This window comes from Mucilaginibacter terrae, assembly GCF_031951985.1.
GTDB classification, from domain to species: Bacteria; Bacteroidota; Bacteroidia; order Sphingobacteriales; family Sphingobacteriaceae; genus Mucilaginibacter; species Mucilaginibacter terrae_A.
The window spans coordinates 673417-685887 of record NZ_JAVLVU010000001.1 but is presented as its reverse complement, the minus strand read 5'-3'; the positions used below and the strand labels follow the sequence as shown (position 1 = coordinate 685887).

Here is a 12471-nt window from a genome sequence, read left to right as displayed (position 1 = left end):
CAATTGTATAGTTGTTCAACTAATTAAGAACACAAATAAAATCAATCCTATGAAGAAGCAATTTTTGAGTTTTGCCTGCGCACTTGCTTTAGTAGCAGCGACGGCAGTAGGCTGCAGTTCAGAACGTGCAGCCAGTGGAAGCGATAGCACAGCGGTAGCAGATTCAACCGGTACCATGTCAACACCGACTACTGATACTACCGCAAGAGACACCACTAAGCCGGATACAACAAGAACTAATCCGCCGCAATAATAGTGGGTAAACATAAAAGCGGGGAGTAACTGGCGTTGCTCCCCGCTTTTTTTTATTCGTAAAATTTTAGTGTTTATACTAAGCCGCCATTGGTTTGGGGTTTAATAAATTCTTTGCCGTTAAAAATACGGCGTACCTGATAAGTTTTCTTGTTTTGCGATTCGAAATAGGTACGCACGTTAACCTCGGCCAAAATACCAAGTGTAATCAACTGCACGCCGCCCAAAAGCAATATTAAGCCTAATATTAATAAAGGTTTGCCCCATATATCATGACCCAGTATTTTAAGTATTAGTAAGTATAAGTTAATAAGTGCTCCTAAAAAGAAGGCCATAAAACCAATGCTGCCAAACAGGTGCATAGGTTTTTGAATGTACTTGCGAAAAAATACCATCAGTATTAGATCGGCAATTACCTTAAAGGTACGGTTAATGCCATATTTTGATTGACCATGAATACGGGCATGATGCCTTACATCAACCTGTGTGATGCGTGCGCCCTGCAATTTAGCTAACACCGGTATAAAGCGGTGCAATTCACCGTACAAGCCCAAATCATCTGCAATTTCTTTACGGAAAATTTTAAGCGTACAACCGTAATCTTTTATATAAACGCCTGTTAAACGGCGAATCATGGCATTAGCAATTTTGCTCGGAATTTTACGTAAAAACATACCGTCCTTACGGTTGGCGCGGTTACCTGCCACCACATCCCAATCCTCATCTTTTAGTTTTTGCAACATCGATGGAATATCGTTCGGGTCGTTTTGCAGGTCGCCGTCTAACAGGGCTACGTATTCGCCCGTGGTATGATCAATACCAGCGGTCATGGCAGTGCTTTGGCCGTAATTTTTGCGGAGATCTACCAGTTTTATGCGCTCATCAGCATTGGCAACAATTTCTTCGCGGGTGCGGTCTTCCGAGCCGTCGTCAACAAAAATCACCTCGTAATCAATTGCCGGTAAAGCTTTTCGTATTTCAGCAATAAGAGGTTTAATGTTTTCCTCTTCGTTCATTACAGTTATAACAACTGATAGTTCCGGCATATGTGTACTGTTTTGTTTAAAGCGCACAAAGATAGGGATTTTAATGGTTTTAGAAGCGGGTTGCTACTTTAACGCATCAAAGCTATACTTAGCAGTGTCCCAAAACTCATCAAGTGCAATAATACGCGGCTTAAAAAAAGAAATAAGTGTGGGCCAATCATCTCTATTAAAAATACTCACACCGTTTATTTGCGTGTAAATGCGGCTTATGGTTTTGCCGTACTCATCGTTTGTATGCAACACCCATTCCCAGTCTTCGTTAAGTGCATCGGCAAGTACCAATCTTAATTCCTTAAACTGTTCAAAAAACAACTCCTGTATACCAGCGTCGGGGTGTGATATTTCGATGCCGATACTTGCTGAACGGTTCTCGGCCTGCATACGAAAGTTGAGATATTTAATACCGGTTTTATAATTTACCCAATTTATTTTTAAGCCTTCGGCAGATGGTTGTGGGGCAATGTACTGCCCAAAGGTGGTCCAAAAAGTTTGACGAAGTTGAGAAGCCTGTTCTTTTGAATACATGAATGTTTTAAGCACGCGGGTGCCCTTGTTGTTTTATACAATTGTTATTGCGATGTTTAAAGCTCAATTTTACCTATATGAATGCGATATTTAAAGGCGGTATAGCCGCTTTAATTCCATTAGTGGTATTCACCGCTGCTTCAATTAGCAATAAGCCTGCAAATGTAAGTATTACATCGTTTCAAAAAGATAGTACTTACAGTGCTACCGGCCTGTTTGATGCCAACGAACGCCCTGTACTCATTAGCAAACAATTTTCATTTACTGAAGGTCCGGCCGCCGATAATAAAGGCAACATATACTTTACAGATCAGCCCAATAATGCCATTTGGAAATACGGCACAGATGGTAAACTGACTCTATTCAGTAACAATACAGGCCGCTCTAACGGAATGTATTTTGATAAAAAGGGCAACCTGCTCACCTGTGCCGATAAAGAAAACCAGCTTTGGCGTTTTAGTGCTGATGGTAAAAAAAGCGAGGTGATACTAAATGATTTGAACGGGCACAAATTTAACGGCCCTAATGACTTATGGGTGGATGCCAAAGGTGGCATATACTTCACCGATCCTTATTACCAACGCGATTACTGGACGCACAAGCAATCAGAACTCGACGGTGAAAAAGTATACTATCTTGCTAAAGGTAAAACACAAGCCATTGTAGTATGTGATAAGCTGCAAAAACCCAATGGCATAGCCGGTACCATAGATGGTAAGCTGTTGTATGTTGCCGATATTAAAGCTAACAAAACTTACAAGTTCAATATAGAGCAAGACGCGAGTTTAAGCAACCAACATTTGTTTACTGAAAAAGGCTCAGACGGCATTACGCTTGACGAGAAAGGGAATGTGTACTTAACCGGAGGTAATGGTATTACCATATATGATCCCGAAGGCGAAAAAATTGGCGTGGTAGCTATACCCGAGCCTTGGACGGCGAACGTATGCTTTGGCGGAAAAGACAAAAACTTATTATTTATTACCGCATCAAAAGCAGTGTACATTATGCAAATGAAGGTAAAGGGCTCAACAAAAAACGCCTCAAAGCAGCGTTAACTGCTTGAGGCGTTTTGATGATAAAAGTATTTTTTAATTATTTAGCCTGAGCCGTTGGTGCCGACTTAGGGTTTTTAACGTAAGTGTTCATCCACTCTAATTGCTCCCAAAGTTTGTGCATCAGGTTTTCGCGACCGCGGTAGCCGTGTGCCTCGTATGGTAAAAACACAAAACGAACGGTACCTCCAAACCCTTTAATGGCCGCAAACAAACGCTCGCTGTTGATAGGATAAGTACCAGTATTATCATCGGCATCACCATGAATTAGCAGCAGCGGGGTTTTAATTTGATTAGCAAAGCTAAACGGGCTCATATCATAGTACAGTTTAGGATCGTCCCAATAAGTGCGCTCCTCATTTTGAAAACCAAAAGGAGTGAGAGTACGGTTATAAGCACCACTTTCGGCCAATCCGGCTTTAAACAGTTTGGTATGAGCTAACAAGTTAGCGGTCATAAATGCGCCATAGCTGTGACCACCAACGGCAACACGGTTGCGGTCACCCACGCCCAGGTCTGATAATTTTTTGATAGCGGCCTCGGCATTAAGCGTTAGCTGCTCAACAAAGTTATCGTTGGGTTTTTTACCATCTTTAGCAACAATTGGCATCGATGCATTATCCAACACTGCATAACCTTGAGTTACAAAAAACACCGGTCCACCTGGGTTAATGGTGATAAACTTATCAGGGGAACCTTTAATTTGAGCAGCATCATCGGCAGAATTAAACTCGGCAGGGTAAGCCCATATCAACACCGGTAAGGGGCCATCTTTTTCTTTATTGTAACCTTTAGGCAAATACAAATCGCCGGTCATATCAATACCATCCGCACGTTTATATTGCAGTTTGGTTTTGGTAACACCCGCCATTTGCGGATAAGGATTAGTAAAGTTTGTGATCTGCTGATCGGCAATTCTTAATTTTAAGTTTTTAATAAAGAAGTTTGGTACCTCATTTTGAGCCTCGCGGCGGGTAACCAATACCAATTTTGCCGGGTTCGAGCACATCGTATACGTATTCAAAATGGCCAGGCTCGCAACGCCATAAAATGTCGCTCTTTTTGGTAGCTAAATCAAACGTAGCTAAAAACGGAAGATCGCCTTTTGGAGATGAACCTACCGTGTTGTTCATTAACAGTTTGGTGCCATTTTCGATAGGCATAATTACCTGACGGCCAAATTTGTTTTTATCAGTTACAGGCTCGCCTAAGTTACCATACACGTCGGTTTGGTTGCGGTCCCAAAGTTTTTCAAGTTTACCAGTGGTTGGGTAATAGCGGCTAACACGGGTGCTTTGTTTTGACCGGAGTCCTTCACTAACTAAAGCCAAATCGGCAGTGCCCCATTGTACATTACGGAAACGTTGCTCGGTTTTAAATAGCTCTTTAGCCTCGCCGGTAAAAGGAGCGCTCAAAGCGTAAACCGCATCATGAAAATCAACCTTTTTGCGTATCAAACCACTATCTAAAGGCATAGCCCAGGTAACGGTGGCTGCTTCATCGTCGCGCCAGTCAAAGCTACGCGGAACGTTTTGCGTATTATCATAACCCGACGGCCTTACCTCACCTGATGGGAGACTGGCTACAGTTTTAAGCGTTTTGCCGGTTAAATCGGTAATGGTAACGGTTGAGGGGAAGCTCTGTGCCGGCACCAAATATGAAAATGGTTTATGCAGGGTGCGCACCAGCATGTATTTTTTATCGGGCGATAATGATGTTGAAGCATAAATAGCGGGCTTACCTATCGGCGTTTCTATACCGTTTTTATTTACTACCAATTGCGAGGTAGCGTAAAACTCAAACAACTTTTCATCATAAGGCGATTTGATCATATCCTGGTAAGTTACAGCGGGGGCTGATTTACCCAGGTTTTGTTGCACTACCGGACCTGTTGGCGATAAAGGCTTAGCAGGAGCCATGGCGGCAGGTTTAACAATTACCTTGTACATCATGGTGTTGTTATTTAACCAGGTAACTCCGGCACCAAAACCACCGCCAATCACTGCGTTTAAGGGCAATTTATTAACCTTACTTGCTTTTTGCGTTGCAATATTTACTACATAAAGGTCTACACTTTTGGCATTGGTTTGGGTAAAGGCAACCTTGCTTTGGTCGGGGTTCCAACTCATGCCGCCAGCGGTTAAACCAGCGGGTAAGCCTGTAATAGGATATACTTTGCCTGTTTTGATATTTTTTAAGCTTAGTCCGCTGTAGGTTATAACCTGGCGGCTTGGGGCAAAATTATTGGGATTAATGCGCATACCCGCAATACGCATTTCGGGGCGGGCAAGCTCCTCAACCGAGGGCAGTGCGTTACGCTCGCTCAAAATCATCCATTCGGCTTTGGATTCGATGCTTACAGTAGGGGTGGGTTTGGCCAGTAACAACTCGGTCATGGCCTGAGGCGGCCTTTGGTACCCCACCGCGTCCTGGGCTTTAACCCAAACGCCTGTTGAGAGCAACATAGCACATAAGAATACCTTTTTCATAAAGTTAAGTTTAATCAAGTGATGTTTAACAGTTTTGAAAGTTATATAAACCAATTGGTAAAAAGCCCTAACCTCAATATTGCATCAGCTTTTTTACAATTTAAATTATGCCTTTATGCAATAAGCATGGTTACTTTTTAGTTATTAACCGGCTTAAATATTGCCCATGTTCATCCTCATATAAAACCTCCATATCAAAACCACATTCCCCGGCAATTGTGGTTAAAGTTTGCTCATCAACATACAGCCAGGTAAACCATTCACCTTTTTGATTTTTATATTCGTACTGATATTTAATTTCACCATGATAGCCACTCTCTGGTAACTTGCCCTCGTATAAATAAGCCACATCTGATGAATCGAACAATACTTGTCCGCCATCGGCTAATAAGGTTTTCAGATGCCCAAGCAGTTTTTTCAGCATTTCGATATTACCCGCCAAACCAATGCCGTTCATGAGTAAAAGCAGGGTGTCAAACTTTTTATGGTTGTACTGGAATATATCAGCCACAAAAGCATCGTTAACCCCACGGGCCCTCATTACTTCTACCGACAACGGCGAAATATCCATGGCGGCAACTTCATAGCCACGTTTTTGCAGTTCGATGGCATGGCTACCCGCACCTGCACCAATATCCAATACAAACCCACGGCACTCGTTCAAGGCTACCCATTCCAAATCGGGCATGTCTTCTTCTTCCCTAAAATATGCTTCGATAGGCATTTGTTCCTTAGGACCGTAAAGGTTATGTATCCATAACTCCGATGGGGTATTGTTGTAGTGATAATCATGCAGCGCCCTGCCAAGTACATCGTTCATAACAACAAAGCTAAAAGTAATAAACGGTAAAAAATCACGGCCGGTTAAATAGCTATATTTGATGCTGTTTATTTATGCAGATGCAAATAAAATTCCTTGTGTTAGCTGTGTTTTTATTAACCGGTATGGCACTTAGCGTTTATTTTAAAAAACTTACGGTAGTAGCAGCCCTAAACGGAGTTTTATGTGCTTTATTGGTTTACGCAGGGGCCGGATTTACAGGTATTGCACTAATGACAACATTTTTTATAACAGGAACCCTGGCTACATCATGGAAAGTTGACTTAAAACGCAGTTTAAAGGTAGCTGAAGAAAACAAAGGCCAGCGCAAAACAAGCCAGGTGTTAGCTAATGCCGGCGTAGCGGCTATTGCCGGCTTAATGAGTTTAATATTCGAAACAGGCCAAACCCTATGGCCGGTACTCATAGCCGCAGCCTTTTCTGCGGCCACGGCCGATACTTTAGCCTCGGAGCTGGGTACGGTTTACGGCAAACGTTTTTGTAATATTTTAACCTTTAAGCCCGATTTAAGAGGCTTGGATGGTGTAATAAGCATTGAAGGTACCCTGATAGGATTAATGGGTAGTGCGCTTATTGCCTATATTTACGCTATTGGGTTTAGCTTTAACACGAGTTTTATTATAGTAGTTATAAGCGGTACCATGGGTAATTTAACCGATTCATTTTTAGGCGCATGGCTCGAGCGTAAAGGCATCATCAAAAACGATGCTGTAAACTTTTTGAATACCTTATTTGCGGCTGCTTCCGCCGCGTTAATGTGGTATTTATAATCATCATTCAGGTATTTATACTTGTAATAAAAAACGGGTGTTTTTACCTGTTTTTTTCCATACTTATCCGGCGTATTTTAGGAACATGTTTCAGCGCAATGTAATTATGCATTGTTTTTTGGGGATAACAGTACTTACCACACTGTTAAAGATTTAACACACCTAAACCTTATCCGCATTGAGCGCCTTTGGCCGGCCATTCTACCCAGTAATGGCCGCCAAGGGTTGTTCACTCACAGGGTGTGGACTTTTGCTTTGCTGCTTGGGTCAAAGTGTGGCAATGGCGAAGGTTCAAACCTGTGAGTTTTTATTCTCTATTTACTCCGTCTCAATTTCTCCTGCTACATTAAACTGTTTGTAATATACTGATAATTAAGGTTTAGATTTCTATAATACCCTGTGTTATACTTGGTATATGTGTTTTGTAGAATTTATTGAATTATTATGGCACAAACAGCTTAAACAAACTGTTACTTTGCAACAGTTATGAACCAAGAGTTTTATAAGCACCTGTTTGAAAAACCGCATCGCGCCAAAGCTATTCCATCAAATAAAGCAATAGCCAATTGGGCATTGAGCGTAGTGCATTTACTGTACCCTGAGCAATCAAAAGATAAGTTTAACAGTATTGAAGAACTGGAACTTTATACCCGCCAACTGCAACATGAGTTATGCGGTATTATTGATGGATGTGATGATGAGTGCAATAACAGTAAACAAATTGCACAGCATTTTTTCGATGAAGTACCCGAGCTTTACCGCATTTTAAATACAGATATACAAGCCATTTACAACGGTGACCCGGCAGCTCGCAGCGAGTTTGAGGTGATACGTACTTACCCGGGATTTTATGCCATATGTTATTATCGTATTGCCCACCTTTTGCACAAGTTAAACGTGCCGCTTATTCCGCGCATACTTACCGAGCATGCACACTCCAAAACAGGCATCGATATACACCCTGCAGCAGTTATTGGAGAGTATTTTCATATTGACCATGGTACGGGGCTGGTAATAGGAGAGTCGTGCTTGATAGGACAATACGTAAAAATGTACCAAGGCGTAACCTTGGGTGCATTGAGCGTACACAAAAACATGGCCGGTACCAAACGGCATCCAACAGTTGAAGACCGCGTGATCATTTACTCGGGTGCCACCATTTTGGGCGGCGAAACCGTGATTGGGCACGATAGCATTATTGGTGGCAATGTGTGGCTTACCAAAAGCGTAGCGCCACATTCTACCGTGTACCATACGCCCATGACTACCGTGCAAACATAACCGAAAACATTTAAAAGCTAACTACTTATGGCAGGCATTATTGATATTATTGGCAATACGCCCATAGTTGAACTCCAAAAACTCAACTCCAATCCCAATGTAAAAATTTATGCCAAGCTCGAAGGGAACAACCCTGGTGGCAGCGTAAAAGACCGTGCATCGCTCAATATGATACGTAGCGCACTGGAGCGTGGCGAAATTAAACCTGGTACCAAACTGGTTGAGGCCACCAGCGGTAACACGGGTATAGCTTTGGCCATGATAGCTGGGTTATACAACCTGGAAATTGAACTGGTGATGCCGGCAAACTCTACCCGTGAGCGTACCCTTACCATGGAAGCATTTGGCGCAAAGGTTACGCTGCTGGAAAGTATTGAGGTTTGCCGCGATTATGCCGAAGAAAAAGGTGCATCCGACGGGTATTTCCTGCTTAACCAGTTTGCTAATGAGGATAATTATATGGCTCATTACAAAACTACCGGCCCCGAGTTATGGCGCGATACCGGAGGCGAGATCACCCACTTTGTAAGTTCGATGGGTACTACAGGCACTATTATGGGCTGCTCTAAGTTTTTAAAAGAAAAGAACCCCGGTATACAAATTGTAGGCTGCCAGCCAACCGAAGGATCATCTATACCTGGCATACGCCGTTGGCCCGAGGCTTATTTGCCTAAAATATTCGACCCAAGCCGTGTTGACCGGGTGATGGATATTGACGAAGTAGAGGCTATACATATGTCGCGCAAACTGGCCCGTACCGAAGGCATATTTGCCGGTATGAGTAGCGGCGGGGCATGTTCGGCGGCTATAAAACTGGCGCAGGAATTAGAGCAGGGCATTATTGTATTTATATGTTGCGACAGGGGCGACCGTTACCTGAGCAGTGAATTATTTGGATAATATTTACACTTATAAACCACAAAAGCCTGCTAATTGCAGGCTTTTGTGGTTTATAAAGTTTGATGTATCACTTCACTAAAAACGCATCCATAGCCTTGGTAGGTTTTCCATCATCGCCCCAGGCGCTCAAGGCGTAGTGACTCCATGAATTTGCACCTTGGGGTTCCCAGTATAATACCCCAAGACCTTTATTATTAGGCACCAGCTTTACTTTTTGCTGAACTGCTACCAGCATATCATAGGTATTTTGCGGTTTAGCTGATTCACCGCCTACTTCAACCACCATTACTTCTTTGTTGTACCGTGCGGCCATGTCATTAAGGTTTTTCGCCAAATCATTGATAGATAAGGTGTAATCGGGACTGCCTTTTAACCAGTAAGGGTAATAGGAGAGGCCGATCACATCATACTTAGCCTTTTGTGTCGTGGCCTTGTCAAACCACCAGCGGAAGCGTTCATTATTATTGCCCTGATCGAGGTGAAGGATAACCTTGCTTTGCGGACTAACAGCCTTTATTGCGTCGTAGCCCTTATTAATCAGTTGAGCCAGTTGCGGCCAGTTGTTGATGCTGCCCTCGGGGTAGATCATGCCGCCCGGGGTTTCGTTGCCTACCTGTACCCATTCCGGGTTTATGCCGGCTTTTTGGAGGGCGGTCATTACGCCGAAGGTGTAGGTATATACATCGTTAAGCAGGGTTGAAAAGTCGTGCCCTTCCCAGGCTTTGGGCTTTTTTTGTTTGCCGGGGTCGGCCCAGGTATCGCTGTAATGGAAATCGATCATGATGCGCATACCCCATTTTTTAGCCCTTAGGGCCATAGCAACGGTTTCTTCTTTACTGCAATGGCCGCTGGCTTTATCGGCCGACGGGTTTACCCAAGTACGCAGCCTGATGGTATTTATGCCTTTGTCTTTCAGTATTTTAAAGAAGTCTTCCTCAATGCCTTGTGCATTACGGAATTTAAACCCGGTGGCTTCCATTTGGGGTAGCCAGCTTATATCGGCTCCTTTCGAAAATGCGTTGGTGTGGTTGGTAATAGCGTATTTGTTTGCCGAACATGCCGCCATAACCAATAAGGTTACCATGCAAGCAATGGCTTTAATAAAATTGGTTTTCACTGGGTGGTTTGTATTGGTAGGGGTAAATATAGCAGATTTTGCGAATGTTTTTCCGGTGACCAGCATTACACATTTTCTTTTCTGAAAACCCCGATATTGCCCGATTTTATCCGATGTTTCATCAAGTGTTTCATAAAACGCATTGAGCACGGTTGAACGAGTTGAACACCTTGAACACCGACACGATTATGTCAGTTGGCTAAACTGGAATAGGCCGAAATTTATAGAATTGTGGGAGTTGCTTTTTTGGTGCTGCCGCAAGTTTGCAATTGGTGAAGGTGGGCAAATAGAACAGCCCGGCTCATGTGGCCGGGCTGTAATGATGTTATGTTATTGTCCTAAAACACAAGCGGGACACCGCGGAAGCGGAGCGCATTACAAATAACAAGTTAATCTTTTATAAATCCCATTTTCCTTAATCGCAATTCCAGCTATGTCAACAACTATTTCTCCATTTAAACTTTTTGTAAAAACCGAATTAGATAGTTCTTTTTCACCTTTCTCAATTTTAAGTCTAACTCTGACAAATTCTTCGTCATGATAATATAGTCTTGCCCAGCCACTACCTGTTTCTGTATTCAAGCTATATACTAATATCCTATAACTCAATGGTTCTGAGTCAGAAGTGATATCTCTGCCTTCACTTATATCAAGTTCAGATAGCAATTTATTAATTACCAATGATTTATAATGTTCGTCTATTAAACCTATTCCAATAAAACTTTTATCTTCTTTAAACTTTCCAATTTCAACTATATTGAAACTTTCACTCAACTTTAGATACTCTGTTACGTCTGAGAGTTTGTTAGCGGACTCATTTATGTTATTTATAAGACGTTCAGTAACTGTTTTGGTTGGAGAAATGTTTCCACTTTCATAAACATCAATTAAGGCGGTTTCTAAAATTTGAAAGTTTTTGGATGTTTCTGGCATGTGGCTTAAAAATGCATCCTCTTCATTCGGTAATATATTAGCTACATAATCTAAATACAAGTTAATAAACTCGCTTACCTTGTTATAGTCAACTTGAAACATTTGAGTTTGAGCCTGTCCTTGAGTTTTAAACTCAATATCGAAATTCAATCTATAACTTCCGATTGCAGAAGGTTGAGAGTAAATAACAGGTTCTAAGTTTAAGCTTCGTAAAGACTCTATACTTTCTTGCAAATAGCTAAAAATCCTTTGGTTGATGCTATTAACATCGGATACTAAAGCTTTGTGAAAGTCTGCTAACTTCCCTTTTAAACTAAACGCAAAGTTTAATGAATTATTTAAAGCTTTCTGTTCTGGAATGAAAGAATTTTCAAGTGGTAAAAAGTCAGCTGGTACAATATCTAAAGTAACGTAAAAGGTTGTTAAAATGTGGCCGTTAATGTCTTTATCAACTACAAATAAATCTTGGTTTTCCTTTATTAAATCAAGATAAGAGATTTTCCTATTAAAGAAATTATAATATTGCTTATCGTCGATTATGATTATAAAATATCTAAAATAATCTTCATCATAATCTTCATAAGCTAATGAGCCGATTATCTTATTGTTATACTTGTTTGTGCCAGAAAAAAGTATAGGATGTTCATCAAAGTGTAATACATTATAATTGCTTGTAATCACAGGCAATAATGAATTAACTTGGAAATGAGTGCTAATTTCAAACATTATGTAATACTTAAAGGAATCATCTCAACTAAGTTCAATTCACTTACAGTGAAAGAATCCTCTTTGAAAAAGTCATAATGGAATTCATTATATTCAACTTGGTCAGGGGTGTATTTAACTAAGCCATTGTTGTTTCTGAACTGAATTACACATAAGTTATTTTTCGTTTTTGGACTAATTGATAACGTGGTTAAATACCTGTCAAGTAAGCGTTGCCTACTACTGTCATTCCAAATTTCCACAGAAACTCCATATAAACCACAAACCTCTTGACAATCATTCTCATTTGTTGCAGTTTTATTTCTCTCAATATGATTTCTAAAATCAGCATCATTTAAATTGTCAGATTTTCTAACTTTTCTAACGAAAGTATCATTTAGATTTTCTTGGGCATCTAAGAAGCAGTTACAGTTGGTATTATTAGCAATTTTGTTGAAGTTCATGCAATTGTTCAGGTTGTCTTTTAGTAAACTCCTGCTATTTAGTAAATAATATTTATTTTGTTAAATATTATTGAAATCAAAACACAACTATTT

At 41.2% G+C, this 12471-nt stretch carries 13 protein-coding genes; 5 read left to right on the top strand and 8 right to left on the bottom strand.

Features of this window, described 5'->3' with window-relative positions; genetic code table 11:
- Window positions 1-49: 49 nt before the first annotated feature.
- Window positions 50-253, top strand: a complete 204-nt coding sequence (locus QE417_RS02855; protein ID WP_311947391.1) for a hypothetical protein — start codon at window positions 50-52, stop codon at window positions 251-253.
- A gap of 73 nt (window positions 254-326) precedes the next feature.
- Here QE417_RS02855 and QE417_RS02850 read toward each other — a convergent pair whose 3' ends face one another.
- The gene (locus QE417_RS02850) at window positions 327-1298 is read right to left on the bottom strand and encodes a glycosyltransferase family 2 protein (RefSeq protein WP_311947390.1); all 972 of its coding nucleotides are present in this window, start codon (window positions 1296-1298) and stop codon (window positions 327-329) included.
- A 63-nt stretch (window positions 1299-1361) separates the two neighbouring features.
- Window positions 1362-1823 carry a DUF4268 domain-containing protein gene (locus tag QE417_RS02845; protein ID WP_311947389.1) on the bottom strand — a complete coding sequence of 154 codons (462 nt, stop codon included), beginning with the start codon at window positions 1821-1823 and terminating at the stop codon, window positions 1362-1364.
- A gap of 77 nt (window positions 1824-1900) precedes the next feature.
- On the opposite strand from QE417_RS02845, the gene QE417_RS02840 reads away from it, so the two are divergent.
- Window positions 1901-2881: an SMP-30/gluconolactonase/LRE family protein gene (locus QE417_RS02840; RefSeq protein ID WP_311947388.1), complete on the top strand. Its 981-nt coding sequence runs from the start codon at window positions 1901-1903 to the stop codon at window positions 2879-2881.
- A gap of 37 nt (window positions 2882-2918) precedes the next feature.
- On the opposite strand, the gene QE417_RS02835 is transcribed toward QE417_RS02840, so the two are convergent.
- From QE417_RS02835 to QE417_RS02825, 3 genes are all read right to left on the bottom strand, one after another.
- Window positions 2919-3887 carry an alpha/beta hydrolase family protein gene (locus tag QE417_RS02835; RefSeq protein ID WP_311947387.1) on the bottom strand — a complete coding sequence of 323 codons (969 nt, stop codon included), beginning with the start codon at window positions 3885-3887 and terminating at the stop codon, window positions 2919-2921.
- Window positions 3832-5367 carry a hypothetical protein gene (locus QE417_RS02830; protein ID WP_311947386.1) on the bottom strand — a complete coding sequence of 512 codons (1536 nt, stop codon included), beginning with the start codon at window positions 5365-5367 and terminating at the stop codon, window positions 3832-3834. The genes QE417_RS02835 and QE417_RS02830 overlap by 56 nt, the downstream gene beginning before the upstream one ends.
- Window positions 5368-5497: 130 nt before the next feature.
- Window positions 5498-6187 carry a class I SAM-dependent methyltransferase gene (locus tag QE417_RS02825; RefSeq protein ID WP_311947385.1) on the bottom strand — a complete coding sequence of 230 codons (690 nt, stop codon included), beginning with the start codon at window positions 6185-6187 and terminating at the stop codon, window positions 5498-5500.
- Between the two features lie 125 nt (window positions 6188-6312).
- Here QE417_RS02825 and QE417_RS02820 point away from each other — a divergent pair, with 125 nt between their 5' ends.
- The 3 genes from QE417_RS02820 to cysM all read left to right on the top strand — a co-directional run bounded on the left by QE417_RS02820 (window position 6313) and on the right by cysM (window position 9159).
- The gene (locus QE417_RS02820) at window positions 6313-6978 is read left to right on the top strand and encodes a DUF92 domain-containing protein (RefSeq protein WP_311947384.1); all 666 of its coding nucleotides are present in this window, start codon (window positions 6313-6315) and stop codon (window positions 6976-6978) included.
- A gap of 486 nt (window positions 6979-7464) precedes the next feature.
- On the top strand, window positions 7465-8259 hold the full coding sequence (locus QE417_RS02815) for a serine O-acetyltransferase (RefSeq protein WP_311947383.1): 795 nt from the start codon (window positions 7465-7467) through the stop codon (window positions 8257-8259).
- A 27-nt stretch (window positions 8260-8286) separates the two neighbouring features.
- Window positions 8287-9159, top strand: coding sequence for a cysteine synthase CysM (gene cysM, locus QE417_RS02810; RefSeq protein WP_311947382.1), 873 nt, complete (start codon window positions 8287-8289; stop codon window positions 9157-9159).
- 67 nt (window positions 9160-9226) lie between these two features.
- Here cysM and QE417_RS02805 read toward each other — a convergent pair whose 3' ends face one another.
- The 3 genes from QE417_RS02805 to QE417_RS02795 all read right to left on the bottom strand — a co-directional run bounded on the left by QE417_RS02805 (window position 9227) and on the right by QE417_RS02795 (window position 12378).
- Window positions 9227-10276, bottom strand: coding sequence for a glycoside hydrolase family 53 protein (locus QE417_RS02805; protein WP_311947381.1), 1050 nt, complete (start codon window positions 10274-10276; stop codon window positions 9227-9229).
- A 375-nt stretch (window positions 10277-10651) separates the two neighbouring features.
- Window positions 10652-11935, bottom strand: coding sequence for a hypothetical protein (locus QE417_RS02800; RefSeq protein WP_311947379.1), 1284 nt, complete (start codon window positions 11933-11935; stop codon window positions 10652-10654).
- Window positions 11935-12378 carry a hypothetical protein gene (locus QE417_RS02795; protein ID WP_311947378.1) on the bottom strand — a complete coding sequence of 148 codons (444 nt, stop codon included), beginning with the start codon at window positions 12376-12378 and terminating at the stop codon, window positions 11935-11937. The genes QE417_RS02800 and QE417_RS02795 overlap by 1 nt, the downstream gene beginning before the upstream one ends.
- Window positions 12379-12471 lie beyond the last annotated feature (93 nt).

Coding starts and splice junctions, on each gene's coding strand:
- QE417_RS02855 (WP_311947391.1), top strand. CDS start 50: ATGAAGAAGCAATTTTTGAGTTTTGCCTGCGCACTTGCTTTAGTAGCA.
- QE417_RS02850 (WP_311947390.1), bottom strand. CDS start 1,298: ATGCCGGAACTATCAGTTGTTATAACTGTAATGAACGAAGAGGAAAAC.
- QE417_RS02845 (WP_311947389.1), bottom strand. CDS start 1,823: ATGTATTCAAAAGAACAGGCTTCTCAACTTCGTCAAACTTTTTGGACC.
- QE417_RS02840 (WP_311947388.1), top strand. CDS start 1,901: ATGAATGCGATATTTAAAGGCGGTATAGCCGCTTTAATTCCATTAGTG.
- QE417_RS02835 (WP_311947387.1), bottom strand. CDS start 3,887: ATGTGCTCGAACCCGGCAAAATTGGTATTGGTTACCCGCCGCGAGGCT.
- QE417_RS02830 (WP_311947386.1), bottom strand. CDS start 5,367: ATGAAAAAGGTATTCTTATGTGCTATGTTGCTCTCAACAGGCGTTTGG.
- QE417_RS02825 (WP_311947385.1), bottom strand. CDS start 6,187: ATGAACGATGTACTTGGCAGGGCGCTGCATGATTATCACTACAACAAT.
- QE417_RS02820 (WP_311947384.1), top strand. CDS start 6,313: ATGGCACTTAGCGTTTATTTTAAAAAACTTACGGTAGTAGCAGCCCTA.
- QE417_RS02815 (WP_311947383.1), top strand. CDS start 7,465: ATGAACCAAGAGTTTTATAAGCACCTGTTTGAAAAACCGCATCGCGCC.
- cysM (WP_311947382.1), top strand. CDS start 8,287: ATGGCAGGCATTATTGATATTATTGGCAATACGCCCATAGTTGAACTC.
- QE417_RS02800 (WP_311947379.1), bottom strand. CDS start 11,935: ATGTTTGAAATTAGCACTCATTTCCAAGTTAATTCATTATTGCCTGTG.
- QE417_RS02795 (WP_311947378.1), bottom strand. CDS start 12,378: ATGAACTTCAACAAAATTGCTAATAATACCAACTGTAACTGCTTCTTA.